The following is a 25,645-nucleotide window of genomic DNA, read 5'->3' as shown; positions in this document are numbered from 1 at the left end:
GATCAGTTGTCGCGCTCACCTTTGATGAAGGCATTTGTCATCACGTAAGCCTCATCATCTGTGAACTGCTTTGGTGGATGCTTCATAAAATATGAAGAGGGTGAATGAAGAATTCCACCAATGCCTCTGTCAAGAGCTATTTTACAGCACCTGATGGCATCAATAACCACACCTGCAGAGTTAGGAGAGTCCTCTACTGAAAGACGAAGCTCAATATTCATTGGAACATCACCAAAAAGCTTACCTTCCATCCTCAGGAAGCATAACTTGTTATCATTCTGCCATGGAACATAGTCACTTGGACCGACATGGATATTATCGTCGTCCATTCTCTGACCAACTACTGACTGAACAGCCTCGGTCTTGGATTCTTTCTTGGAAGCAAGTCTGTTCCTGTTAAGCATATTAAGGAAATCTGTGTTACCACCTGTATTAAGCTGATAAGTTCTTTCCAGTTTCACACCACGTTTATGGAAGAGATCTGCAAGGGTCCTGTGAGTAATAGTAGCTCCGAGCTGGGCTTTTATATCATCACCAATAATAGGAATTCCTTTTTCCTCAAATTTTGAAGCCCATTCAGGATTGCTAACTATGAATACAGGCATGTTGTTAATGTATGCAACTCCTGCCTCAAGAGCACATTCAGCATAGAATTGGGTTGCTTTTTCGGAACCTACTGGAAGATAGTTCAGTAAGATCTCTGCCCCTGAATCCTGTAGCTCTTTTACTATTTGCTCTTTTGTACATTCCGGTTCATCAGAAGGAATAAAACGCCTGTTGTCGCTATAGTTGACCATGTGTTCTGAAACTCCGTCAAGAACACAACCCATTTTTACAATAGTACCATTAGGTGGAACTTCCGGACAGAAAACCGCTGTACAGTTAGGTGGTGCAAAAATGGCTTCAGAGACATCCTTGCCAACTTTCCTCTTATCAATATCAAAAGCTGCTACCACTTCAATATCAGATGGCTTGTAGCCTCCGATCTCCCAGTGCATTAATCCGATTGCATCTTCCTCATTTTTGTTTTTGTAGTATTCAATACCCTGAATAAGGGAACTTGCACAATTGCCAATGCCTGCAACTGCGATTTTTATTTTGTCCATTAATCTACCTCTATGAAAGTGATTTTGTTGAAAATGAATAACAGATGAAATATAACCAAATTAATGTATTGATACAAATAAAAAGTTTTCTAAACATGGAATGGTCGCCATATCAAGTAAATGACATTTTGAACTCATTCCCGGAGAAGAAAGCTAAGCTCGAAAGATATATTAAGCCAGAATCAAATAATAATTGAAACAGTGGGTTTTATTTTTGTTCGACCAGAGAACGAAATGCTTGTATTTTAACAATAGCGTTTAAAGGAGATTCTAAAATGAAAGATATACTACAGGAGATTGCAGAAGAGCTTGATCATCTTAATTCACTTGATGAGGCAATTGGCCTTGCAATTGAACTTGAAGAAGAGGGAATGGAATACTACAGTGAAAAAGCATCGGTTATGAAGAACGAAACCGCCAGCAGGCTTTACGTATTCCTCGCAGACGAGGAAAAGAAGCATGCAGGTTACCTTCAGCAATACAGAGAAAGTAAGAATATACCTGAGGTTGAGTTCACCTATCCTAAATTCGAAGCATCTTTCAGTGAAGAATTCTCAGATGAAAAACTGGAAGAAATAGGAATACTGCTTGCTGCCCTGAGATTTGAGCACAAGAGTGAATATTTCTACATGGAGCTTGCCAAGAGGGCAGAAGATGAAGAACAAAAAGAGTTCTTTGAAAAAGTTGCCGCTGCAGAAAGAGGTCATTATATGATAATTGACGAGCTGCTTGCCGATGCAACCGAGTTCAGAATGCAGACGTAATATAAGGAGAGACAACATAATGGATGATTACAAGCCACTTGAGGTCAAAAAAGGCATTTACTGGGTAGGTGTAGTTGACTGGAATCTGCGTGACTTCCACGGATATGAAACACCAAAAGGTGGAAGTTACAATGCATATCTGGTGGTCGATGAGAAAATAGCACTCATTGATACGGTTAAAGCTCCCTTTGCAGGAGAAATGATCAAGCGCATCAGCCAGATCGTTGACCCTTCAAAGATAGATTACATCATATCCAACCATGTTGAAATGGACCACTCAAGTTCTATTTCCCGCATTCTGGAGATTGCTCCCAATGCAAAGGTATTTGCGTCATCAAAAGGCCAGACCGGTCTTTCCGAATACTACAGAGAAGAAGGTTTTGAAAACTGGGATTTAAATGTTGTAAAAACAGGCGATGAACTGAGTCTTGGAGAAAGGACATTGATGTTCATTGAAGCCACCATGCTCCACTGGCCTGACAGCATGCAGACTTTTGTTAAGGAAGATAAACTCCTGTTCTCAAATGATGCCTTCGGACAGCACATTGCAACTTCCAAGAGGTTTGATGATGAAGTGGAAGACGTAATGGAAGACGCCGGTATATACTATGCCAATATTCTGTTACCTTTCGGAAGACAGATACTGAAATATGTAGATCGTCTCAATGAACTGGGTGTTGAGCCTGAGATGATAGCCCCTGCACATGGAGTGATATGGAGAAAGGATGTTTCAAAGGTAATAGAACAATACGGAAAATGGGCTCGTGGCGAGACTGTGCCAAAAGTGCTTGTGATCTATGATACCATGTGGGGCAGCACAGAAAAGATGGCAATGGAAATTGTAGAGGGAGCAAGATCTGCAGGAGTTGAAGTACGCCTGAGACACCTGAGAAAGAACGACTGGAGCATGACAATGAAAGAGCTCATGGATGCCCCGATAGTTGCCATAGGTTCCCCGACAATGAATAATGCAATGTTCTTTACTAACGCCGGATTCCTGACATACCTTAAAGGATTGCATCCAATTGGAAAGAAATACTTCCTGTTCGGTTCCTACGGATGGGGAGGCGGTGCTGTCAAAGGAATGGAAAAAATGATGGAAAGTGCAAAGCTCGAGCTTGCCATGGAAAGTATGCAGATAAAGTTCAGACCTTACGAAGAAGATAAAAAAGCTTGCAGAGAAATAGGATTCAAGCTTGCTGAAATGGCAAAGGAGAATGCAAACTCTTAAATTTGTGAAGATGAATGTTTATTCGACTATATGAGAGTGTTACTATGAGATTCGAAAATGATCTAGAAGCTGAATTTTATGAAAGGTCAAAGAAAAATGCAGAACAGACCGGATACAAGCTCAATTCAGACTGGGATGTTATCACAACTGCTGTAAAAGGTATTTGCAACAACAAGAGAGAATATGGAGAATGGTACTGTTTCTGCCAGAAGAGAACCGGAGACAAGGAAAAAGATAAGAAGATCATCTGCCCATGTGCTGCAAGAACAAGAGATGTTGAAATGCGCGGCGCATGCAAGTGCGGACTCTACATAAAATAACCTTTTTAACCATATACAAATGAAGCTCTAAGCTTCATAACATCTTTTTTTATATCCTAAATCCTGATCCGTATGACAGAAACTGGAAAAGGAATCCCGGAAAAAACGGAAATTCAGGAAGAGGAAGAAGTTCCCAGAAACAGAACCAGATTATCTGATATCTGTGCCGATATCAGCGTTAGCAGTATTATGTCAAAAGAGATGACAGTGGTAAGGGAAACTGAATCCATAGAGAATATAATAGAACTAATGACAAAGACGCCATACCACAGTTACCCTGTGCTTAACTCAGATGAGGAACTTATTGGCGTAATTGACGAGGATAACATTCTTGAATTACTTTTTTTCAAAAGAAGTAACCGACATCACCACACACATCTAATGGCTATCAAAGCTCTGAGTGAAGAAGCATCAACTTTGATGGTACACCATCCAATGACAATATCCCCTGAAACCAGCCTTTGTGAAGCTGCTGACCTTATGATAAAACATCACATAGAAAGATTATGCGTTGTCAGGGACAAAAAGCTTGAAGGTGTTGTGTCAAAATCAGACCTTATCAGGAAAATATACGAGCTTCGGAGACAATGACCAATGGAAGCTCTTTTCCAGATAATGTCCATACTGTTCCTGGCAAGAATACTAAGTGAGGCCACTGAAAAAACAGGACTACCAGGCATAACCGGAGAAATGACAGCAGGTTTTCTCTTCGCAATAGCATTCAAACCGGATGACATTGAGACCTTTACTTTTATGGGAGAGCTCGGAGCAATATTCCTGCTGTTCACGGCAGGTTACAGGGAAGTCCATGTAAAGGACCTGAAAGCAGCATCATTAAATGCACTCATACCCACATTATTTCAAATATTTGTTGCTTTCGCATTCGGGTTCATGTTAGGAAGCATTTATGGATTCAGCTTTATTGAATCGCTCTTCCTGGCAGTTGCTTTCAGCCCTACAAGCATCAGTGTGGTGGTTAAAACTCTTATAGATACGGATTACCTGTCAAGCAAACCGGGTTCCCTGATGCTCACATCGGCAATCTTTGATGATATTGCAGGTCTCTTTTTGCTAACCATTGTCATATCAGTTGCCACATATAATCATCTGCCATCAGGAATAGAACTACTCTTGATAGCCGGAAAGATCCTGGCATTTGTAATAATTATGGGAGTGCTGGGCTGGAAAGTATTCCCTGTTCTTTTTAATTATGTCCAGAAGATGCATGCAAAGGAATCACTGTTCTCATTTGTGATACTTATAGCATTATTCTCCGCATACCTGTCAGAATCCTTTGGACTGCATGCGGTCATTGGCGCCTTTTTCGGAGGAGTGCTTCTCTCAGATCTTCCAATAGCAAAGATAGAGGCTGTGCAGAAAAAGGTTAGCGGAATTGCCTATGGGTTCTTCACTCCACTGTTCTTTGCTTTTATCGGGCTATCTGTTGAAATTGAAGTACTGTACACTGCCGGCACCTTTGCTATACTTGTTATAGTACTTGCACTCACAGGAAAACTCATTGGAGGATTCATAGGTACAAAACTGGTTGGATACGGTTCAAAAGACAGCCTGATATTCGGAATAGGAATGATGCCCCGTGCAGGTGTGGAGCTTGTGGTTATTGCTATTGGAAAAGAACTGGGAATTATAAGTGGTGAAGTTTTTTCATCAATTGTAATGATGGTTTTTGTGTCCATCATCATCTCACCTATACTGCTGGAAATGTCCATCAGATATAAGGAAAAAGGAATGAAAGTACCTGAGCAGATGACTACCTGATGAGCAGGACAACAAATACTTAAATTGTTGAATAAGATTATTATTAACAACAATTGTATGGAGGGGTTATTATAGGCCAGAACGCCGGGTTTGGTAAATTCAGTAATAATGATAAGAAAGAGGATCGTCTGAACGAAGAAAAAAAGCAGGAAGACCTGGAATGTGACATGGGACAAATGGACCTGCAGAAAAAGATGGATCTTCGCATCAGGGCTCTTGAAGGACTGGTGAACAACAGCGGTGTGATAGCATTCCTCCGCAGACCAAAAGAAGATGCTCCACTGGAGTTTATTTCCAGGGGGATTGAGACTTTTGGATACAAAGTAGAGGATTTCACTTCAGGAAAAGTTACATTTAAAAACCTTATCCACCCGGATGATGCAGACCGTGCATTCCTTGAACTCACCGAGAACGCACTTGAGGGAGCTGGCGAACATGTTCAGACCTATCGCATAAGGACCAAAAAAGACCACGTAAGAGTTGTAGAAGAAAGAATTTCCATCATGAGAGATGAAAATGGAAAGGTAATCTTCTACCAGGGAGTCCTTGAAGATGTCACCGACAGAAAATAACTAACGGCTGGTGTTAAACATAACACGCGTCTTTGCCATCAGTGAGACTTTCTATGACATCCTGTTCAGCAAAGGCAAACCTGTTTATGCCTGTCCGGGAGGAGCTATGCTCAATAGCTCTGTATCTCTTGGAAGAGCAGGCGTGGAAGTATCCTACATCAGTGAATTCGCGCGTGATAAAGTAGGCGACATCATTCTTGAATTCCTGATGGACAATAATGTGTCCACAGAAAGCCTCTATCTTTACGAGGGAAGTTCACCACTTGCCCTTGCATTCTTAAATGAAAAAAATGATGCAAAATACCATTTTTATGAGAATTTTCCTGAAAAGCGTCTTTACATAGATGTTCCGGATTTTGCACCTGATGACATCGTGATGTTTGGCTCAATCCTTTCTGTGACAAGGCAAGCAAGAGACAAACTCATGGAGGTGCTCAATTCTGCCGGCATTGCAGGCTCACTATTGTATTATGACCCGAATTACAGGGATTCTCTTTTCTGTCCAATTGAATACATTGAACCGCTAATATCTGAGAACATTGCACTTGCAGACATCGTAAGAGCCTCGGACGAGGACATGAGAAAGATAAGCGAGTGCACCAGTCCTGATGAAGCATATGAATTTGTTTGCCAGAGAGGATGTGATGTACTAATTTACACCGCAAATTCCCAGGGTGTTTACCTTAGAACTCCTTCTTATTCCAGAGAATATACTGTTCCTGAAATAGAAACGGTAAGCACTGTCGGAGCAGGTGATACTTTCAACGCAGGTATCGTATACATGCTTCATAAAAGAAAGATCACAGACCTGCATAATGTTTCCGGATCGCAATGGGATGAGATAATTAACATTGCAATCGAATTTGCATCACATGTGTGTATGAGCAATGATAATTATATTTCACCCGGCTTTGCAGACAGGCTAAAAAAGATATAGTAACAGAACTGAATATATGTTACTAATTACAATTTCATTGCAATTGTAAAATGAGATTTATATACCACTAATAAAATGGGATTGAAGTGGAGGGTTGATAAGTGGGACAGGAAAACGTAGTTCCCGAAGAACTTTTCGCTGAAATGAAAAGTTCAAAAGACGGGATCTCCGAGCAGGAAGCACAGGAAAGATTAGCAAGTCACGGAAAGAACGAGCTTACTGAACAGGAAAAAACAACAGCTCTAAAAGTATTTGCAGGACAATTTGTGAATCTTATCGTCTGGGTGCTAATGGCTGCAGGCGTCATTTCCCTGGTAATCGGAGAAACTATTGATTTCTGGGTAATTATGTTCACAATTGCTGTAGTGATCATACTGGGATTCATTCAGGAGTACAGAGCCGAGAAAGCCATGGAGGCACTGAAAAGCATAGTGCAGCCTGAAACTACTGTGGTAAGAGATAAACACCTTCAAAAGATACCCACTATCAATGTTGTCCCCGGAGATATTCTTGTCCTTGAAACCGGTGACAAAGTTCCTGCCGATTCTTTTGTCTTCGAGACGGTTGCCCTTAAGATCGATGAATCAGCTCTCACCGGTGAAAGTGTTCCTGTAGGGAAAGTTGAAAATGAGAATATATTTGCCGGAACTCAGCTCGTTCATGGAAAATGTAAAGCCCTGGTCACAGCCACCGGAATGAACACAAAAATAGGGCAGATAGCAAGTCTCATCCAGACTAAAGATGAAAACACACCACTTCAGATAAAGATAACAAAACTCTCCCTGACACTTGCATTCCTTGCTGTTCTCGCGTCTGCAATTACATTTGCAATTGGAATTTACATCGGAGCTCCGTTCGCAGATATGCTCCTGATATCACTGGCACTTGCGGTTGCCGCTGTGCCGGAAGGACTTCCACTCACACTTACAATCACCCTTGCCTACGGGATGAAAAAAATGGCAGGACATAATGCCATTATCAGAAAGATGCTTGCAGTGGAAACACTGGGTTCGACCACAATAATATGCACAGACAAAACAGGCACGCTTACCCGCAATGAAATGACGGTGGAAAAGTTGTTTGTCAGCGAAACTGAAGTTGAGGTATCTGGTTCAGGGTATGTCCCAAAAGGAGAGTTCCTGAAACGAGGAAACAATGTCAACGTAAAAAATGATGTTACATCACTTAATCTGCTAAGGGGAATCACGCTTTGTAACAATTCGGTTATTGAAAAGAAAGGTGAGAAATGGGAAGTAGTGGGTGATCCTACAGAGATAGCCCTGACAGTTGCCGCCGCAAAAGCTGATCTGTGGAAAGATGAACTTGAAACAGATTACGAAACAACCGAGGAGATAGTGTTCACCTCGGAAAGAAAGATAATGACAACTATCCATAAAACAGGAACCGGTTTTATCTCATTTACAAAAGGTGCGCCGGAATTTGTTCTGCCGCAGTGCAGCGTTATCGAGAAGAATGGTGAACGTTTTCCTCTTGCAGAAAAGGACAGAGAGATAATACTTGAAAAGAACCTGGAATTTGCAAGTTCTGCCTATCGAGTACTGGCTGTTGCCTGCAAAGAGGAAACATCTGGAACTGACACTGATGATTTTGAAAAGGACATGATATTCCTTGGTCTTGTGGCAATGATAGATCCTCCAAGAGAAGAAGCAAAAGAAGCCGTTGCAATGTGCAGAAAAGCCGGTATCAAAGTAATTATGATAACCGGAGACAACCAGGAAACTGCAAAGGCTATCGGAAGGAATATCGGTCTGTTCGATGATAAAAAGGGATGCGGAGTTTATGAAGATGAAAAACTTCGTCGTATAGCAGAGGACTGTGCAGTCACAGGTGATGAGCTTGAAGAGCTCAACAATGAAGAATTTGACATTATTGTTGAGAACATAAATGTTTACGCCAGAACAATGCCGGAACAGAAGCTAAGAATTGTGAATGCCCTCCAGAAGAAAGGACATATAGTTGCCATGACCGGGGACGGTGTGAATGATGCACCTGCACTTAAAAAAGCGGATATCGGCGTAGCAATGGGAATTAAAGGTACGGATGTTGCGAAAGAATCCAGTGTCATGATACTCCAGGATGATAACTTTGCAACTATTGTGGAAGCTGTTCGTGGCGGCAGGACCATTTACAATAACATTGAGAAATTCATAACTTATCTTATATCAAGAAATCTTATGCTGATTATCCTTATCATGGCTGGAATCAGCCTTCTTGGATTTGAACTTATACCGCTGCTTGCCCTGCAGATCCTGTTCATCAATATGTTCAATGAGATAATGCCTGCTGTATCTCTTGGACTTGATCCTGCAACACCTGGTATAATGACAATGCCACCAAGAGATCCAAAGGATAATTTCCTCAAGAGACGAAATCTGTTCCTGGTAATCATACTTGCACTTGCAATGGGAGTTGCTTCATTCCTTGTATTTGCCATTAGTGATCCGGCATCAGATACAACCATGGCAAGAACCCTGACATTTGCCACCGTTGTTAGTATGATACTGTTCATACCGCTGGCATTCCGGTCACTTGAAAGATCAGTATTCAGTATTGGAGTTTTCAGCAACCGCTTAATGATAGCAGGAGTGACAGCTACGTTCTTTGCAACAATGTCGGTCATGTACATTCCAAAACTGAATGTTGCATTCGGCTTGATTCCATTATCACCAGGCGAATGGATAATACCTATTGCAGTGGCTTTTCTGACATTCGTCTTTGCGGAGATGTTGAAACTAATTACAGCAGAAGTGGTGAAAAACAGACAATGATAACTTGGAATTTAAGGAGTAATAGCAAAGATGGTTCAATAATATTTAGCAGTCTTCTGATTTATAATAATGTATATATATTTTAGTACCCATTACTAAATGGTGATAATTTATGGCACTTATTACATGGTCAGACAAATACAGCATCCAGATCAAAGAAATCGATGACCAGCACAAAGTCCTTGTGGGTATGATAAATGATCTTCATGATGCAATGAAGAATGCAAAGAGCAAGGAAGTTTCAATGGATATTATTAACAAGATGGCAGAATACACAAAATTCCATTTTTCAACCGAAGAAAAGTACATGAAGCGCTTTGCCTATCAGGATTATGAACAACATAAAATGGAACACGAAAAGTTCGTAGAGAAGGTACTCGCTTTCAAAAAAGACTATGAGAATGGGAAAGCAGGAATCAGTTATGAGATCCTGAACTTCCTTAAGGACTGGCTTGTGGGTCACATACAGGGTACTGATAAAAAATATGCATCTCTTTTCATAGAAAAAGGTGTTAAATAAATCTTCTTGATTTTCATTTCCTCTTTTTTATTGCAAAACATATTAATTGATTTAAACCTAATTAATCAAGATATGACAGATCAGAATATAGACATAATCCAGGAACCATATATCCTTCCGGACGAAACATCACTAAAAGTTCACACCGTCATGAAGGAGAACGTGAATAACCTGGTGTCTCTTTTCAAAGTACTATCTGATTCTGTCAGAATACGAATACTTAAAGCACTTCAGGTAAGTGAATTATGTGTATGTGTTCTTGTTGAGATCACAGACTACAAACATTCCGCATTGTCATACCATCTGAAACTGTTAAAAGATGCAGGCCTTGTGGATTCAAGAAGAGATAAGAATTTCCAGATATATTATCTCACGGAAACCGGAGATAAATTATTGAGGAGTATTGACTCCTCATTTGAAAAAAACATATAATATTTATATTTTCTCTGCAGGAAGCGCCGTATTTAGTTTGACATAATTGACACCTTTAAGTGACATAGTCCTTTCTGCAACTGCTTTTACTTCTTCACCTTCACCATCAAGTATAATGACCTCAAGGCAGTTGTCATGGTCAAGATGAATGTGGACGGAAGACTTAATAATATGAGAGTAATCATGCTGTATGTCGGTGAGAGCGCTTGATAGGCCACGTTTGGTATGGTCATAGATCAGTGTGATGGTACCGACTCGTCTGCCTTTTACATCACTCATCCACTCATAGTGAGTAATATAGTTCCTGATGGAATCTCTGATACCTTCAGAGCGTGATGAATAGCCTCTCTGTTCAATAATAGTATCAAATTTAGTCAGAAGGTTTTCGGGAAGCGACACCCCTATACGCATAAGTTCCTGTTCCATATGATTCACCTGTAAAATAATCAAACGCACTAAGCAACGTAATAACTATACCACTAGTATAATAACATTTAGTATGCAGTTATACTACATAAATGATACATTAATTAAGACATAAATAATTATAGAACATCCATATAATAAATAATCAAGAACAATATAGGCAAAAGGAAGATACAAAATGAAAAAAGAAGAATTGTATTCAGGAAAGGCAAAGACCATCTATAAGACCGAAGACCCAGAAAAACTTATATCGGTATTCAGAGACAGTCTGACAGCATTTGACGGAAAGAAAAAGAGCGAGGCTAAGGATAAAGGATATTATAACGCCCAGATCTCAAAGAAGATCTTTGAAATGCTCGAAGAAGAAGGAATCCCAACACACTACATTGGAATGGAATCAGGCAACGAAATGCTTGTCCGCGCTGTAGAGATCATACCGATCGAAGTAATCCCAAGGAACATTGCAGCAGGCTCCATCACACGCAAATACCCAATTGAGGAAGGAACTGTTTTTGAGAATCCTGTACTTGTGATGGACTACAAGAGCGATGAACACGGCGACCCTATGATGAATGAGGACATTGCTGTTGCAATGGGAATTGCCACATACGAAGAGATAGCACAGATACGGGAAATGGCTCTTAAGATCAATGAAATATTGAAGAATTACCTTGGTGAGAAAGGATTCCTTCTCCCTGACTTCAAACTGGAGTTCGGAAGAGTAGATGGCAAAATCGTTGTTGCCGATGAGATATCATGTGATACATGCAGATTCTGGGACAAGAGTACCGGAGAATCCATGGACAAGGATATTTTCCGCTTTGACAAAGGAGACCTTTCAAAGACATATGAAGAAGTTGCAAAACGCATAGTACCGGAAATATTCGAATAAAAACACTATCGTAATGAGGGGAAATGATGGAAGATTACGATGTAATAGTTGTGGGTGCCGGTATAAGCGGGCTTTTATCTGCACTCACCCTGTCCAAACACGGAAACAAAGTACTTGTTCTTGAAAAAAGTAAATTCGTAGGAGGCAACTGTAACAGCTACGTGGTTGATGGTTTCCAGGTAGACACAGGTGCCCATGCGATTACACATCTTGAAGTAGGACCTCTTAGAAGGCTTATGGACAACTATTTTGATTATCTGCCTGTCTTTGAAGATTATGGAAACTATTACGTAAGAACAGAAGATAACTTTATGAAAGTACCTTCTAACGTGAAAGAATTTGTTACATTTGATGTACTCCCACGTAAAGACAGAATCGTCCTTACACAGGCTATTACAAAAGCACTCACTCTTTCCACATTTGGGAATGATCTTTCCAAAGAGTCAGTATATGAGTTCATGCCAGCAAACCTGACAGCAGATACATACGATTTTATTGATACTATCTGTCATTTCCTTTCAGGCAAGGATATGAAACAGACATCTGCACAGAGAATTCTTGCAGGAAGCAGTTTCGTAAGGGACAGTGTACCGGAAGAGCAACTTGAAAGTATATTGAAACACAACGAAAAAATTAGTGCTGAGCCTGTGCCAAAAACATTACTGCCTCCGAATCTTAATATTTCTCTGCAGACGAAAATGAACAAAGTGTCCACTCCGTTCTCATCACTCGGAAGACTGGCAACTAATAAAGTAAATTATTCACAGGGGTATCCGAGAAAAGGATTGAAATCCATACTTAACGCTGTTTTATTCTCGCTTCCAAGCACAGTTGAGATAAAAACTGACTGTGAAGTAAAGAAAATAATCTCAGAAAAAGGGAAAGTTATCGGTGTGGAAGCCGACGAGGTATACAGAGCTGACAAAGTAATTTATACAGGATTTGTCAGTGAACTCCCACATATGGTAGAAAGCCTTCCGAATACCTATGTTCAGGACCTGAAAAAAATTGCACACACAAATAGCCTTACAATATGGACAGGACTCGATTCATTAATGGATGAGTTCAACTACATAGGTTCTGAGATCTGGTTTAAGGATTCACCATACTGGGCAATGCCTATCAGCAACTATGATACCTCCCTTGCACCTAAAGGAAAGCAACTTATTGGTTTTTCATTTATTATAAATGATAATGAAAGCGAAGAAGTGCAGGTTAAAAAAGCATACGAAACAATATACAAGGCAATCCCGGGAATTGAAGATCATATTGAAATGACACATAATCAGATTACAGTCCCCGAAAAAGCTGCTGTGACAATTGATGGATATTTCTCAGATGTCAGGACACCAATAAAAGGACTGTATGCAGCAGGAACTGATACGGATAAAAGAAGTATGGGAATTACCCGTGCAGCTTATTCTGTTGTGGAACTGCTAAAAAAGATGAATGAAGACAATTGCCTTCATAAATAGTAGAGAAGTTTATGAGAAGGAAAATTACCTTCTCAGGACCATCGTTCTTAATCTGTCAGCAGCATGCTCGGCTTTGTCGGCAATGTCACCTATACCCCTAACTAGACGGGAAAGGTGATATACGCCGGGAGCTCCGATAACACCTTCATTCTGGAATATCAGTTTTACTAAATTCTTTTCTATAATATCGACCTGATGTTCCATTTCTTCAACTCTGGTAACAAGAACAAGAGTATCTTCAACATCCCTTTTGCTGAAAGATGTTTCAAGAAGCTCACTTAATGTTGATACGAGATCCTCATAAAGCTCCACTGTCTCAAGTGTCTTCTTCATAAGTTCACAAAAACCCTCACTTATCTCATCAGGAGCTTCGAATTTCCTTACTGTGAGCCAGAATGCAACTTCCTGCGAGTCATCGGATATTGAGTCCTGGGGTTTCAGGAAATTAAGCAGGTCATTTGCATGCACAGGAAGCATAATAGAAGATGATAGCTCTGAGCGGATAGTCTGCTTGATAACATCTGCTTCATGTTCTATAACATCAATCTCTTTGTTCAGAGCCTCAACCTTTTCCATGTCACCATTACAGTAAGCCTGTAAAGACTCATTGAGTTTTCTAACACAATCCCCGCCTTTATTGGCATGAATTACAAGAGGTTTGAACGGCGAACTTGCAAATACATTCAATACGGAACGAATATACTCTTTTTTGATCATATTCCAACTCCCAACAGTCCTGCGAATATCAATGCAGACGTAAGGGCTGCTACAGGAACAGTAACTATCCAGGAAACTATTATCTTTCCGATAACACTTAAATCAACCGCTGCAAGACCGCCTGCAAGACCTACACCAATAACAGAACCTACAAGAGTGTGCGTGGTTGATATCGGCAGTGAACTGTAACTGTGAAGTACAACCACTGAAGCAGTTGCAAATTCTGCTGAAAAACCTCTGGTAGGTGTAAGCTCTGTGATGCGTGTACCGATAGTCTCAATAACACGGTACCCCCATGTGGCCAATCCGATTACCATTCCAATACCTCCAAGTGCCATTACCCATAGAGGAATACCAACATCAGCCATTTCAAGTGAATGAAGACCTGCGTACAGAGGACCTACTGCATTTGCAACATCGTTGGAACCATGTGCAAAAGCAATATAACAGGCAGTCATGATCTGTAAAATAACAAATTTCTTTTCTATATTATATGGATCATCTGTTTTCTGAAGTACGAAATATCTGATAAGAGAAAATATAATATAAGCAATGAAAGCTCCGAGAAGAGGAGATACTAACCAGCTTCCAACGATCTTACCAAGAACAGTCCAATTAATCTCTGTATAACCTATCATCCCATTGTAAGCTGCCATCAATCCAAAACCAAGAACAGCTCCGACTATTGAATGTGTTGTGGATACTGGCAGGTTGTAGAATGTGGCAAGGGTGATCCAGAAACCTGCAGCAAGTATTGCAGCAAGCATACCAATAGTAACAAGGTGAGGATCTATCAGGCTAATTGAATCGATTGGAACAATTCCTTTGGCGATGGTGGAAGTTACTCTTTTTCCAAAAAGGACAGCACCTCCGAACTCAAAAAGAGCTGCTATGATAATAACCTGTTTTATAGACAGTGCACCACTGCCTACTGACGTTCCCATTGCATTTGCAAGGTCGTTGGCGCCAATGTTCCATGCCATGTACAGACCTGCTGCAACCAGTAACAATACGAGAGGATCGAAAAAACTCATCAACAATATTCTCCACTATATAGATTTAGTAGGCCAAAGTAGATGCTGTAACATAAAGATGTCTACTATATACTATATATACCTATATTGGATATATAGTGCTATTTAGAAGAACGAGTCCAGAGTTCTCTGGAAGCGCACATCAGGTAACATGGATGCCTGAGCCATCCATTTTGATTTATCTGTTTTCAGACGGCTGGAAATATTCGCAATTGCCTGTTCTATTGATCCGAATTTTTCAGGTTCTTTGCTGAAAGCTTCCCTTACGCCTTCCCTGACAACCCATACTCCGAGCGGAGCCCAGTATTCGGGACGAATTTCCCTTACCATAAAAATAGTAGCCTGCCTTCGAACGGACTTGAGATATTCAAGAGCACCAAGGCGAGCTGCATAATAGCCACCTGCCAGATTGGAATACTTTGTTTTCCCACCTAAACCTTCGTGGTCTGCTTCTATCCAGGTATTGTCACCTGACCAGACCGTACGAGGCATCCAGACCTCTATCAATTCAAAAGAGAACATGCGTGGAATAAGAATTATCTCAAAATGATTTCCAAATACTCCTCCACTGAATACAGTAACCTCACTTAATTGCTGATAGTCTTTTATTTCATTCAGGAGGTCTTTTCCCACCATATCATCAACTGCTGTTATGGACCAGCGGGTTGGAACAAGTTTTCTTTCCTGCCCTAAAAGGCCAATTGAAAGCAACCGAGATATATGTTCAGCCGGTACACTTCCATCCCATAACTCGGATATTGCATCCTTTGCCAGTGCATCATCGTCATAGACAAGGTAATCCACTTTTTTAGGAACTGTAGGATTCTCAGCTATATCGAATTTTTTAAGATCACCGGAAGGTCCCATTGGGGTCAGCACATTGTCGAATTTCAGTTTGTTACTAATAGGTTTATTGAACCATGCTTCGGAATCCACCGGTTTCTTTGAAAGAGCAAGTTCCTGGGATTTTTCAATTAAAGGATTATCAGGTTTTCGGGCTTTCTTTACATTTATTCCTGTATTTGCCCTCACAAGCTGGGAACGTGATGAAATCACATCCTGTATATTCATTTTCAGCAATGATCTGGGATCTTCAAGCTTCATTGCATCGTCTCCGCAAAGTTGCGGAGGGATCATAGGACCAGCCATCACATCAGGATAGTTGTATCTTCCAACAAAAACAGATGGTGGGGAAGCTCCAAATATGGATGTTTCTCCTGATGATCCAGAAACAACTGATTCTATGGATTTGAATTTTTCCAGAATAGGACAATAAGGTCTTCCACACAGACCTTTACCCTTACATTTAATACAAAGACTAGGACTCAATGATTTCGCTATCTCCGCAAAGAATACAGTATCCGGCATCAGGTTCATTTTTGTTCAGCCACCCGGAACGCTGAACGAATTTACACACGTTACACATACCTGCAACCTGTTCCCGGGAACCCATACCCTCAATTAATCTCGCTGCAAATCTCTGTATCTCCTCCTGGGCCTCTACGGAAAAATCTACTTCAGCACCTCTTTTATCGTTAAGATACTGAGACACTGCAGCCCTGGAGAGTTCAAGGATCTCTGCAACTTCCTGCTGGTTCTTGCCATGCTCCCATATCATACACCTTGCAAGTTCTGCACGTATGGCAGGCAATACACGCTGAACCATGATCTCACATGTTGTTTTCACAGAAAGTCACCTTTTTCTTTTTTGTTACTTATTTTTATTAATATAATCTTCAATTGCCATTTTAAGTGCATCCAGGGCAAATCCCGAACATCTGTCCTTTCCTTCGGGAAGGCCATCAAGATAATTTATAACATCTTCATTGGTAAGTGCCATGGCTTCATCCACTCTTTTTCCTTTTGCAAGTCTTGAAACCGCACTTGATGTTGAAATTGCAACCACGCAACCGAAGGTTTTGAATTTTACATCTTCAAGTATATTGTCCTTTACCTTTATGGATATATTTATTATATCCCCATCCACCGTACTTCCAATTTCACCTACACCATCGGCATCTTCAATAAACCCGACATTTGCAGGACTGCTGAACTCCTCTATTACTTTTTTAGAATACAGAACCACTCCTCCTTAATTATTTGTCAGCAAGCGGAGACATTGCTCTTAATTTAGCAATCGTTTCCAGCAGGGCATTCACCACATGATCAATATCATCCATTGTATTTTCTCTGCCAAGACTGATCCTAAGTGAACCATGTATGAAATCATCTTCTATTTTAAGGGCACTGAGTACATGAGAAGCATTCAGTGATTTAGAAGAACATGCTGAGCCAGTTGATACTGCAACTCCCTGCATATCCAGCATCATGAGCATGGATTCCCCTTCTACGTATTTGAAACTTATATTAACATTATTTGGAAGACGAAGTGAAGGATGCCCGTTCAAACGGACATCGGAAATTGTATCGAATACACTGCTGATAAGGGAATCACGCATCCTAGTCATGTGTAAAGAATCCTCTTCCAGACGTTCAGATGCAAGTTCCAATGCTTTTCCAAAACCTACAATACCGGAAACATTCTCTGTCCCGGAACGTATACCTTTTTCATGGTTTCCCCCAAACACTATAGGACTTATAGTTGTTCCCTTGCGTACATAAAGGGCTCCAACACCCTTTGGACCATGTATCTTGTGAGAGGAAATAGAAAGCATATCAACACCAAGATCATTAACATTAACAGGAATCTTCCCCACACTCTGAACGGCATCTGTGTGGAAGTAAATGTTGTGTTCCTTTGCAATATCTGAAATTATCTCAAGTGGCTGGATAGTGCCAACTTCGTTATTGGCATGCATTACAGATATAAGAACAGTATTTTCTCTGACAGATTTCTCAAGTTCATCAACATCAACCACGCCATCCGTATCCACAGGAACATAGGTCACTTCATGCCCCAGTTCTTCAAGAAAAGCGCAGGTATTGAGAACTGCCGGATGTTCGATCACTGAAGTTATCATATGCTTTTTTCCGGCATTGAATGGAACCACACCCCTTATTGCAAGATTATCTGATTCAGTACCTCCGGATGTGAAAAAAATCTCTTCCGGAAGAGCTCCTATGGTATCTGCAACCTGTTTGCGTGCCCTGGAAAGGGCTTCTGCAGACTCAGTTCCAAATGAATGCAGACTTGAAGCATTTCCAAAGGTCTCTGAAAAAAAGGGTAACATTGCATCCACAACCAAGGGGTCAACAGGAGTGGTTGCACTGTGGTCCATATAGATCCTTTTCATAGTATCTATAATAAGAAGATAAGACTTCAATAAATAAATATCCTTCAGCAAGTATGCTAAAGAATAAAATTAATACATATGCTGGAAAAATATGTGTGGAAGAGCCACACATGCAAGAATAATATTAATCCTTTATCTGATCTGGAGAAAATCCCTTTTGAATAAGGACATCTTTCATACGGTTCAGGTGATTACCCTGCAATTCTACAGAACTGCCTTTTACTGTTCCACCGCATGCAAATTTAGACTTAAGATAGGTTGAAAGTTCGTGAAGATCAATCTCATGGGCATCGAAACCCTCTACAACTGTTACTTCTTTACCGTATCTTCTTCTGTTTACTTTTACCGTTATTCTTTGCTGTTCTTTTGCCACTTCTTCGCATATACAAAGCTCTTTTGGCAAGCCACAGACCGAACACATTTCAGAACTCATCTTGTGGTATTTCCTCCGACATTATTATCTATTTTAAACACTCCATATGCATTTAATTAAAATAGATGAATAGAGTAAAACTTCGATGATATTAAAATCTAATGGTAAAGAGGTCGCAACGGACGTTGATTTTGCCTGTAGTATGATAAAGCAGGTCAGGGGGCTCATGTTCAGCAGGAGAATACCAGACAACTATGCACTGGTATTTGTCATGAAAAAAAGCCAGAGAGTTTCGTTGCATATGCTATTTGTCAATTATCCAATAGATGTTATTTTCCTTGATGATGAGAAAAAGGTCATAAAAGTATCCAGTATGAAGGCATGGATAGGAACCTGCTCCTGCTCAAAAAAGGTGAAATACATCATAGAAACATCCCACGGTAAATCCGAAAAACTGAGAATAGAGAAAGGCGATATTTTTGATTTTGAGAATCGCTGCCAAGGAAGATAAATTGCTTATCAGGGACACAGAGAGAAACAGATGTTAAAACCTGTTCAAAGAAATGTTTATTACATTCCGGGTTCTTTAAAGCCCTGATAGAATCATCATATTATAATAATACTCAATTACCGAGGAACATGAATGTTACCTGAAGATGACTTAAAGATCATAACAGAGAAAATGGGAAGAGAACCTAATCTCGTAGAACAGGGATGCTTCCTTAATCTGTGGAGTGAGCACTGCTCATACCGCTCAAGCGCACCACTGCTCAAAACCTTTACAACTACCGGAGACAAGGTCATAATCGGACCTGGTGACGATGCAGCGATTATCGGTTTTGGAGACGGATGGGTTCTTGCAATAGGAATGGAGAGCCACAACCACCCATCATACGTTGATCCATACAATGGCGCAGCCACCGGGGTCGGTGGTATTGTGCGTGATATTATTTCCATGGGAGCAAGGCCAATAGCACTTATGGACCCGCTTTATTTCGGACCTCTTGACAACCCCAAGAACCTCTATCTCTTTGAGCATATCATAGAGGGAATTGCAGGATACGGAAACTGTATCGGTGTGCCTGTTGTACGCGGAGAAGCTTTCTTTGACAGAACGTACAGTGGGAACCCTCTTGTGAACGTGGTTGCAGTAGGTCTTGCACGCGAAAAAGATGTTGTGACCGCATGCGCTCAGAAAGCAGGTAACAAACTTATTCTTATGGGATCGACCACCGGAAGAGACGGGCTTGGCGGGGCATCATTCGCATCAAGGGACCTTTCAGAAGATTCTGAAGCAGAGGACAGGCCAAGTATTCAGATCGGTGACCCGTTCACAGAGAAACTCCTTATCGAAGCAACCCTTGAAGCAATCGGAAAAGGATACGTGAAATCATGCAGAGATCTTGGTGCAGCAGGACTTGCAGGTGCAAGTTCAGAAATGGCATCCAAGGGCGAACTCGGAATGAAGATCATCGCTGACAATGTCATCCTTCGTGAAACCGGTATGACACCATACGAGATACTCATTGCAGAATCACAGGAACGTATGCTCCTTGAAGTTGAACCTGAGAATGTTGATGCAGTACTTGAGATAGCAAAGAAATACGATCTTAACGGAAGTATGATCGGAGAGCTCACAAAGGAACTTAATTATACTGTTGAATTCAAGGGAGAGATTGCAGCAGATATTCCGGTCAAACTTCTCACTGAAGGCGCGCCAACCTTTGAGCGTCCGTCAAGTGCTCCTGAAGAGCGTGACATCGGAGAAAAACCAGAACTTCCTGTAAATCTCAAAAAAGCAATTCACGATGTATTATCATCACACAATGTAGCATCAAAGAGATGGATCTACAGGCAGTACGACCATGAAGTACAGGTCAGAACTGTTACAAAACCAGGTGATGATGCAGGCATATTAAGAATCGATGGAAATGAAGGAATAGCACTTTCATGCGGATGCAATCCAAGACACACATTACTTGACCCCTATGCAGGCGGTAAAGGAACAGTTGTTGAGAATGCAATGAACCTTGCGGTAAAAGGTGCGCGCGGGTTGGCAATTGTAGATTGCCTGAACTTCGGAAACCCTGAAAGACCTGACATATACTGGCAGTTCAAGCACGCAATTCTGGGACTTGGAGATGCTGCAAGAGACCTGTCAATACCTGTTGTCGGAGGAAATGTTTCCCTGTACAATGAAAGTGGTGAATTTAATACCGCAATCGTCCCAACACCATCTATCGGTCTTGCAGGTTACATCAGGGATGTAACTAAAGCACCTGCAGGCGTATTCTCAAATGAAGGTGACACAATAATTCTGATAGGAGCAACATCCGATGAACTTGGAGGCTCTGAATACTATAACATCATAGGAAAAGAAAAGTATGGTAAGGCACCACAAGTTCCTGAAAATGTAACCACCATTATTGATGCAATAATTAACCTTGCGGAGAGTGGGAAGATTACCGCATCGCATGACGTATCAATGGGAGGAATTGCAGTTGCATTAGCAGAAATGTGTGAGAACACAGGTGCTGAAGTTGATCTCAGCAATGTAGCAGAAGGTTTTAGAGCTGATGATATCCTGTTCTCTGAATCATACGCAAGAGCACTCATAGCGACTTCTGAACCGGATGCTGTGAAGGAAATGCTTGCAGAAGTGCCATACACAGTTATAGGAACTACTGGCGGAAGCAGCCTGAGAATCCGGATAGGAGAGTCAAAAACAGAATTAACTCTTGAAGAAATAAAAGAGGCAAGAGAAAGCCTCATGAAATTGATGATGGAATAACCATCATCATATACTTTTTATAAATACTACTTTTCGATATACATTGTAATTACAACTTATTCTTTATTTTGAACTGCAAAATAAATCATATACAATGCAGACAGACCAACCAGAATATAAACAATTCTGGCTATGATACTGTATCCGAAGATCATATCTACCAGATTCAGATTAGAAGAGATACCAAACAAACCCCAGTTCAGACCTCCTATTATGACCAGTATCATGGCTATCCAGTCAAGACTATTCATTTGTGGCAAAGTTTCACCTCCCTTTAACCCCTTTACCAATACATCGTATTTGTTTTGTGATTATATATAACTGTTGAAATGTTAAATAATGCCAATATAATAAAAAGTTCTATTCATCATTTGCTTTCTTTCAGTGCATCCTCATAGAGCTGATTTATATTTGTGGGAATCGGATTTTCCTTCAGCAATTTTGCAAAGAATGCAAGGTTGTTAACCATATACCTTACAGTCTTGTTGGTATAGAGATGCCTCTCTCCTCCGGCAGCAATGTAGCTTGGACCCGGGCCTGCATCGCCTACCCAATAAGAGTCAACATTGGGAGGAACTGTGCACCCTAAATGCGTAAGATTGAATAACGTATTGGCTGCAACATCATGAGCTCCATCCTCATTACCGGTTATAACTACACCAGCCACTTTTCCGTATAAAGGGAACTGGCCTGTTTCAGGATCGCTTTCCGCATAGGTCCCATCAAGTCTCTCCAGAACCAGCTGTGCAACAGAAGAACGCACACCCATCCATATAGGAGAACCTATGACAAGAATGTCGCTGGCTTTTACCTTTTCCAATATTAAAGGCCATTCATCGCCTTCACCTTCATCAGAAGATACGCCAAACTTAACGTTATAGTCTGCAACCCTGACAACCTCACTTTCAACATCAAGTTCCTCAAAAAGCTTAACAGCTTTATCAATAAGAGCTCTTGTGTTTGAGATTTCAGGTGAACGTTTCAAAGTACAATTCAGAAATAATGCTTTTAACCCCATACAAAAAAATGGGATATCGATAGATAAATAGATTTCCTTTGACATCTGGAGAATAAAATAAAAACGTAGAAATACTTAAAATAGAACAAAAGTAAAGAAGAATGGTAAAACCATTCTTAAAAGGTTTATTCTTCCTTTTCTGCAAATCCGAATTTGCGCAATACTCGTGTGATCTTTATATTTACAGTGTCACCGACCTGAGTATCAGGCACAAAGATCACAAAGCCTTCTACCCTGGCAATGCCATCTCCTTCTCTTGCAATATCTTCAATTGTTACTTCGTAGGTCTCTCCAACATCAACAGGAGCTGTTGATTCTCTGTCATTGTTATCGAACAAAATAATGCACGTCCTTTAATTCAAAGTTAAGACTGAAAACCATACTGAAAAAAACCGCAATAAAAGCGTAATGTCAATGAATCCAGAATAGTATCAAATCTTACAGCGATATGTACACACGCCATATATTTAAACTTTCTCAATCCGAAACAGGGTCAGTACGGAAACCATATCTTATTTATTCTTTAGAATAAAATAGGTAGATATAAATCACAAGCTCATAGATTGTTCAAAGTAATTATAGGGATGAATACAATGGATGAAGTACAGATTAAAGTTGAAAAAGCCCATCCTAATGATTTTGGAAGGGGAATAATACGTCTGGACCCTACTACGCTCCTGAGCCTTCAACTCTCTCCCGGAGATATCGTTGAGATTGAGGGAAAGAGAAAAACAGCAGCAAAGGTATGGAGAGCTGAAAGGCAGGACTGGGGACAGGGTATTGTCAGAATAGACGGTTTTATAAGGCAGAACGCTGGCGTAGGGATTGGAGAAAGGATTACCATCAGAAAAGTAGAAGTTGTAACTGCTACAAAAGTCGTTCTGGCACCTCCGGAAGGCGTCACAATGGAGTACGGAGACCATATCAGTGAGATAATCAAACGTAATATCATGAAGCGTCCTCTTGTTGAAGGAGACATCATCCCTATTATAAGTTCAATGACCCAGCCAATGACCACACAGATGGGTGGCGGACAGGCCATTCCACTTATTGCTGTTGAAACTGAACCTAAAGAGGAAATACTGATAATCGGAGAGTTCACTGAAATAGAACTTCGCCAGAAACCTGTTCGTGGTTATGACGGTGCCACAAGAGGAGTCACTTATGAAGATATAGGCGGACTCGGATCAGAGATACAGCGTGTCAGGGAAATGATAGAACTCCCCCTTAAACATCCTGAACTTTTCCAGAGACTTAATATAGATCCACCAAAAGGAATTATCCTCTACGGACCTCCAGGCACGGGAAAAACATTAATTGCAAAAGCAGTGGCAAATGAATCCAGAGCGAATTTCCTTTATATTGCCGGTCCTGAGATCATGGGTAAGTACTACGGAGAGAGTGAAGAACGTATCCGTAAGATATTCGAAGAAGCAGAAGATGACGCACCTTCCATAATATTCATTGATGAGATTGACTCTATCGCACCTAAAAGACAGAATGTGACAGGAGAAGTTGAGCGCAGAGTTGTGGCTCAGTTACTTACAATGATGGATGGCCTGGAAGAAAGAGGACAGGTCGTTGTGATTGGAGCTACAAACCGTGTTGATGCAATAGATCCTGCACTTAGAAGACCCGGCAGATTTGACAGGGAGATAGAGATAGGAGTTCCTGACAATGATGACCGTCTTGAAATAATGCAGATACACACACGTGGCGTACCTCTTGCAGATGATATTGATGAAGATTTCCTGGATTATATTTCAAAGCATACACAGGCATTTGTGGGAGCGGATCTTCTGGCTCTTGTTCAGGAAGCTGCAATGCGTTCATTAAGAAGAGCATTACCTGACATCAATCTTGAGGAAGAGGATATTCCACAGGAAATACTGGAAAGTATTGTAGTCTGCAAAGATGACTTTGAGAATGCACTGAGAGAGATCGAACCATCTGCAATGAGAGAAGTCCTCGTTGAGGTCCCGGATGTTAAATGGGATGATATCGGAGGGCTCGACAAAGCCAAACAGGAGATCAAAGAAGCTGTGGAATGGCCTCTTACAAGACCTGAAAGATTTGTCACCATGGGCATCAAACCTCCAAAAGGAGTTTTACTCTTCGGACCTCCTGGAACGGGAAAAACACTGATGGCACAGGCAGTGGCAAATGAATCAAATGCAAACTTCATCAGTGTAAAGGGACCACAAATGCTCTCCAAATGGGTAGGAGAATCCGAGAAAGCAATAAGGGAAACTTTCAAGAAAGCAAGACAGGTGGCGCCTTGTATTGTATTCTTTGACGAGATAGATTCCATTGCACCAATGAGGAGTGCAGCATCTGAAGATTCAAAGGTCTCAGAAAGGATTGTTAACCAGCTTCTTACAGAACTAGATGGTCTTGAGCCATTAAAGGAAATAGTAGTGGTTGCCGCAACAAACCGTCCGGATATAATTGATCCGGCCCTTCTTAGATCAGGAAGGTTTGACAGAATGGTACTTGTAGGACAATCCACCTATGCAGGAAGGAAGGAGATATTCAAGATCCACGCAAGGAATATACCACTGGGAGATGATGTGACCATTGACGATCTTGCAACCATTACAGAAGGATTCGTGGGAGCAGATATCGAAGCAGTGTGCAGGGAAGCTGTCATGCTGGCACTTAGAGAGGATTTCGATGTAGAAAAGGTAAGCATGAAATATTTCAAAAGTGCTCTCAACAAAGTCAGGCCAACATTGTCAGAAAATCTTGTTGATTACTACGAGAAGATCCAGGCACAATTCAAGGGTGGCATCAGGAAAGAAGAAGCAAGTTCTTATATAGGATACAGATAAATATATGAAAAATTTAAATGTGACATTTATATCAAGGGGCGAATGAAAATGGCAAATGTCTTTGCAAAAAACCTATCTAGCAAGCAGGTAATGGCAACAGATGGAACAGAAATTGGGATTCTATACAATATAGTTATGGATATCAAGACAGGAGACCTGATTGATCTGATAGTTAAACCGGACATGAGTCTTGATACTTCAAAATACAAGGCTGATGAACAGTACATACTGCTGCCTTTCGAATCAGTCAGAGCTATCAAAGACTATATCGTTGTTGACAAGAACATAGCTCGCGGAATGCAGCCTGAGCCAGTTGTCGAAATATAATCTTACAGGTAATTATACAAACAATAGATAAGCTGCAAATAGCCTGAAATAATTATT

Annotated in this window: 28 protein-coding genes; 16 read left to right on the top strand and 12 right to left on the bottom strand. The window is 40.8% G+C overall.

What is annotated here, in order from left to right; translation table 11 throughout:
• Window positions 1–2: 2 nt before the first annotated feature.
• Window positions 3–1,106, bottom strand: coding sequence for an inositol-3-phosphate synthase (locus J2746_RS00585; RefSeq protein ID WP_209614797.1), 1,104 nt, complete (start codon window positions 1,104–1,106; stop codon window positions 3–5).
• A gap of 275 nt (window positions 1,107–1,381) precedes the next feature.
• Here J2746_RS00585 and J2746_RS00580 point away from each other — a divergent pair, with 275 nt between their 5' ends.
• From J2746_RS00580 to J2746_RS00535, 10 genes are all read left to right on the top strand, one after another.
• Window positions 1,382–1,870 carry a ferritin family protein gene (locus J2746_RS00580; protein WP_209614795.1) on the top strand — a complete coding sequence of 163 codons (489 nt, stop codon included), beginning with the start codon at window positions 1,382–1,384 and terminating at the stop codon, window positions 1,868–1,870.
• A 19-nt stretch (window positions 1,871–1,889) separates the two neighbouring features.
• A complete protein-coding gene (locus J2746_RS00575) occupies window positions 1,890–3,101 on the top strand; it encodes an FprA family A-type flavoprotein (protein ID WP_209614793.1) in 1,212 nt (403 codons plus the stop codon).
• Window positions 3,102–3,145: 44 nt separating this feature from the next.
• Window positions 3,146–3,421: a ferredoxin-thioredoxin reductase catalytic domain-containing protein gene (locus J2746_RS00570; protein ID WP_209614791.1), complete on the top strand. Its 276-nt coding sequence runs from the start codon at window positions 3,146–3,148 to the stop codon at window positions 3,419–3,421.
• 72 nt (window positions 3,422–3,493) lie between these two features.
• Window positions 3,494–4,012: a CBS domain-containing protein gene (locus tag J2746_RS00565; RefSeq protein ID WP_209614789.1), complete on the top strand. Its 519-nt coding sequence runs from the start codon at window positions 3,494–3,496 to the stop codon at window positions 4,010–4,012.
• A gap of 3 nt (window positions 4,013–4,015) precedes the next feature.
• Window positions 4,016–5,200: a cation:proton antiporter gene (locus J2746_RS00560; protein ID WP_209614787.1), complete on the top strand. Its 1,185-nt coding sequence runs from the start codon at window positions 4,016–4,018 to the stop codon at window positions 5,198–5,200.
• Window positions 5,201–5,253: 53 nt separating this feature from the next.
• Window positions 5,254–5,772 (top strand): PAS domain-containing protein, encoded by a 519-nt coding sequence (locus J2746_RS00555; protein WP_209614786.1) that lies wholly within the window; start codon window positions 5,254–5,256, stop codon window positions 5,770–5,772.
• A gap of 10 nt (window positions 5,773–5,782) precedes the next feature.
• Entirely contained in the window at window positions 5,783–6,709 is a 927-nt protein-coding gene (locus J2746_RS00550) for a PfkB family carbohydrate kinase (protein ID WP_209614784.1), read from the top strand.
• A gap of 101 nt (window positions 6,710–6,810) precedes the next feature.
• Window positions 6,811–9,498 carry a cation-translocating P-type ATPase gene (locus J2746_RS00545; RefSeq protein ID WP_209614782.1) on the top strand — a complete coding sequence of 896 codons (2,688 nt, stop codon included), beginning with the start codon at window positions 6,811–6,813 and terminating at the stop codon, window positions 9,496–9,498.
• Between the two features lie 112 nt (window positions 9,499–9,610).
• Window positions 9,611–10,018 (top strand): bacteriohemerythrin, encoded by a 408-nt coding sequence (locus J2746_RS00540; protein WP_209614780.1) that lies wholly within the window; start codon window positions 9,611–9,613, stop codon window positions 10,016–10,018.
• A gap of 72 nt (window positions 10,019–10,090) precedes the next feature.
• A complete protein-coding gene (locus J2746_RS00535) occupies window positions 10,091–10,450 on the top strand; it encodes an ArsR/SmtB family transcription factor (RefSeq protein WP_209614778.1) in 360 nt (119 codons plus the stop codon).
• A gap of 3 nt (window positions 10,451–10,453) precedes the next feature.
• Here J2746_RS00535 and nikR read toward each other — a convergent pair whose 3' ends face one another.
• A complete protein-coding gene (gene nikR / locus J2746_RS00530; RefSeq protein WP_209614776.1) occupies window positions 10,454–10,876 on the bottom strand; it encodes a nickel-responsive transcriptional regulator NikR in 423 nt (140 codons plus the stop codon).
• Window positions 10,877–11,054: 178 nt separating this feature from the next.
• On the opposite strand from nikR, the gene purC reads away from it, so the two are divergent.
• The gene (gene purC, locus J2746_RS00525) at window positions 11,055–11,768 is read left to right on the top strand and encodes a phosphoribosylaminoimidazolesuccinocarboxamide synthase (RefSeq protein WP_209614774.1); all 714 of its coding nucleotides are present in this window, start codon (window positions 11,055–11,057) and stop codon (window positions 11,766–11,768) included.
• Between the two features lie 26 nt (window positions 11,769–11,794).
• Window positions 11,795–13,243 carry a phytoene desaturase family protein gene (locus J2746_RS00520; protein WP_209615634.1) on the top strand — a complete coding sequence of 483 codons (1,449 nt, stop codon included), beginning with the start codon at window positions 11,795–11,797 and terminating at the stop codon, window positions 13,241–13,243.
• Between the two features lie 24 nt (window positions 13,244–13,267).
• Here J2746_RS00520 and J2746_RS00515 read toward each other — a convergent pair whose 3' ends face one another.
• The 7 genes from J2746_RS00515 to yciH all read right to left on the bottom strand — a co-directional run bounded on the left by J2746_RS00515 (window position 13,268) and on the right by yciH (window position 18,681).
• On the bottom strand, window positions 13,268–13,960 hold the full coding sequence (locus tag J2746_RS00515) for a TIGR00153 family protein (RefSeq protein WP_209614772.1): 693 nt from the start codon (window positions 13,958–13,960) through the stop codon (window positions 13,268–13,270).
• Window positions 13,957–14,994 (bottom strand): inorganic phosphate transporter, encoded by a 1,038-nt coding sequence (locus J2746_RS00510; protein ID WP_209614770.1) that lies wholly within the window; start codon window positions 14,992–14,994, stop codon window positions 13,957–13,959. The genes J2746_RS00515 and J2746_RS00510 overlap by 4 nt, the downstream gene beginning before the upstream one ends.
• Before the next feature lie 105 nt (window positions 14,995–15,099).
• Window positions 15,100–16,323: an Nre family DNA repair protein gene (locus J2746_RS00505; protein WP_209615633.1), complete on the bottom strand. Its 1,224-nt coding sequence runs from the start codon at window positions 16,321–16,323 to the stop codon at window positions 15,100–15,102.
• Window positions 16,313–16,681 carry a transcriptional regulator gene (locus tag J2746_RS00500; protein WP_209614768.1) on the bottom strand — a complete coding sequence of 123 codons (369 nt, stop codon included), beginning with the start codon at window positions 16,679–16,681 and terminating at the stop codon, window positions 16,313–16,315. The genes J2746_RS00505 and J2746_RS00500 overlap by 11 nt, the downstream gene beginning before the upstream one ends.
• 24 nt (window positions 16,682–16,705) lie before the next feature.
• On the bottom strand, window positions 16,706–17,080 hold the full coding sequence (locus tag J2746_RS00495) for an iron-sulfur cluster assembly scaffold protein (RefSeq protein ID WP_342451741.1): 375 nt from the start codon (window positions 17,078–17,080) through the stop codon (window positions 16,706–16,708).
• A 10-nt stretch (window positions 17,081–17,090) separates the two neighbouring features.
• Window positions 17,091–18,248 (bottom strand): cysteine desulfurase NifS, encoded by a 1,158-nt coding sequence (nifS, locus tag J2746_RS00490; protein ID WP_209614766.1) that lies wholly within the window; start codon window positions 18,246–18,248, stop codon window positions 17,091–17,093.
• 124 nt (window positions 18,249–18,372) lie between these two features.
• A complete protein-coding gene (gene yciH / locus J2746_RS00485; RefSeq protein ID WP_209614764.1) occupies window positions 18,373–18,681 on the bottom strand; it encodes a stress response translation initiation inhibitor YciH in 309 nt (102 codons plus the stop codon).
• A gap of 85 nt (window positions 18,682–18,766) precedes the next feature.
• Here yciH and J2746_RS00480 point away from each other — a divergent pair, with 85 nt between their 5' ends.
• Together J2746_RS00480 and purL are read left to right on the top strand one after the other, a co-directional pair.
• On the top strand, window positions 18,767–19,132 hold the full coding sequence (locus tag J2746_RS00480) for a DUF192 domain-containing protein (protein WP_209614762.1): 366 nt from the start codon (window positions 18,767–18,769) through the stop codon (window positions 19,130–19,132).
• Window positions 19,133–19,264: 132 nt separating this feature from the next.
• Window positions 19,265–21,412, top strand: coding sequence for a phosphoribosylformylglycinamidine synthase subunit PurL (gene purL, locus J2746_RS00475; protein WP_209614760.1), 2,148 nt, complete (start codon window positions 19,265–19,267; stop codon window positions 21,410–21,412).
• 56 nt (window positions 21,413–21,468) lie between these two features.
• Here purL and J2746_RS00470 read toward each other — a convergent pair whose 3' ends face one another.
• The 3 genes from J2746_RS00470 to J2746_RS00460 all read right to left on the bottom strand — a co-directional run bounded on the left by J2746_RS00470 (window position 21,469) and on the right by J2746_RS00460 (window position 22,768).
• Window positions 21,469–21,663, bottom strand: a complete 195-nt coding sequence (locus J2746_RS00470) for a DUF378 domain-containing protein (protein WP_245249933.1) — start codon at window positions 21,661–21,663, stop codon at window positions 21,469–21,471.
• A gap of 116 nt (window positions 21,664–21,779) precedes the next feature.
• Entirely contained in the window at window positions 21,780–22,430 is a 651-nt protein-coding gene (locus J2746_RS00465; protein WP_209614756.1) for a flavodoxin family protein, read from the bottom strand.
• A 125-nt stretch (window positions 22,431–22,555) separates the two neighbouring features.
• Complete coding sequence (locus J2746_RS00460; RefSeq protein ID WP_209614755.1) at window positions 22,556–22,768, bottom strand: TRAM domain-containing RNA chaperone; 213 nt, start codon at window positions 22,766–22,768, stop codon at window positions 22,556–22,558.
• Between the two features lie 255 nt (window positions 22,769–23,023).
• Here J2746_RS00460 and J2746_RS00455 point away from each other — a divergent pair, with 255 nt between their 5' ends.
• Window positions 23,024–25,261, top strand: a complete 2,238-nt coding sequence (locus J2746_RS00455) for a CDC48 family AAA ATPase (RefSeq protein WP_209615627.1) — start codon at window positions 23,024–23,026, stop codon at window positions 25,259–25,261.
• Between the two features lie 48 nt (window positions 25,262–25,309).
• Window positions 25,310–25,588, top strand: a complete 279-nt coding sequence (locus J2746_RS00450) for a PRC-barrel domain-containing protein (protein WP_209615625.1) — start codon at window positions 25,310–25,312, stop codon at window positions 25,586–25,588.
• The last annotated feature ends 57 nt before the right edge of the window (window positions 25,589–25,645 follow it).

Origin of the sequence: Methanolobus bombayensis (assembly GCF_017873415.1) — an archaeon.
GTDB classification, from domain to species: Archaea; Halobacteriota; Methanosarcinia; order Methanosarcinales; family Methanosarcinaceae; genus Methanolobus; species Methanolobus bombayensis.
Note: the sequence above shows the minus strand (reverse complement) of the source record. Positions and strands in the feature narration are given on the sequence as shown.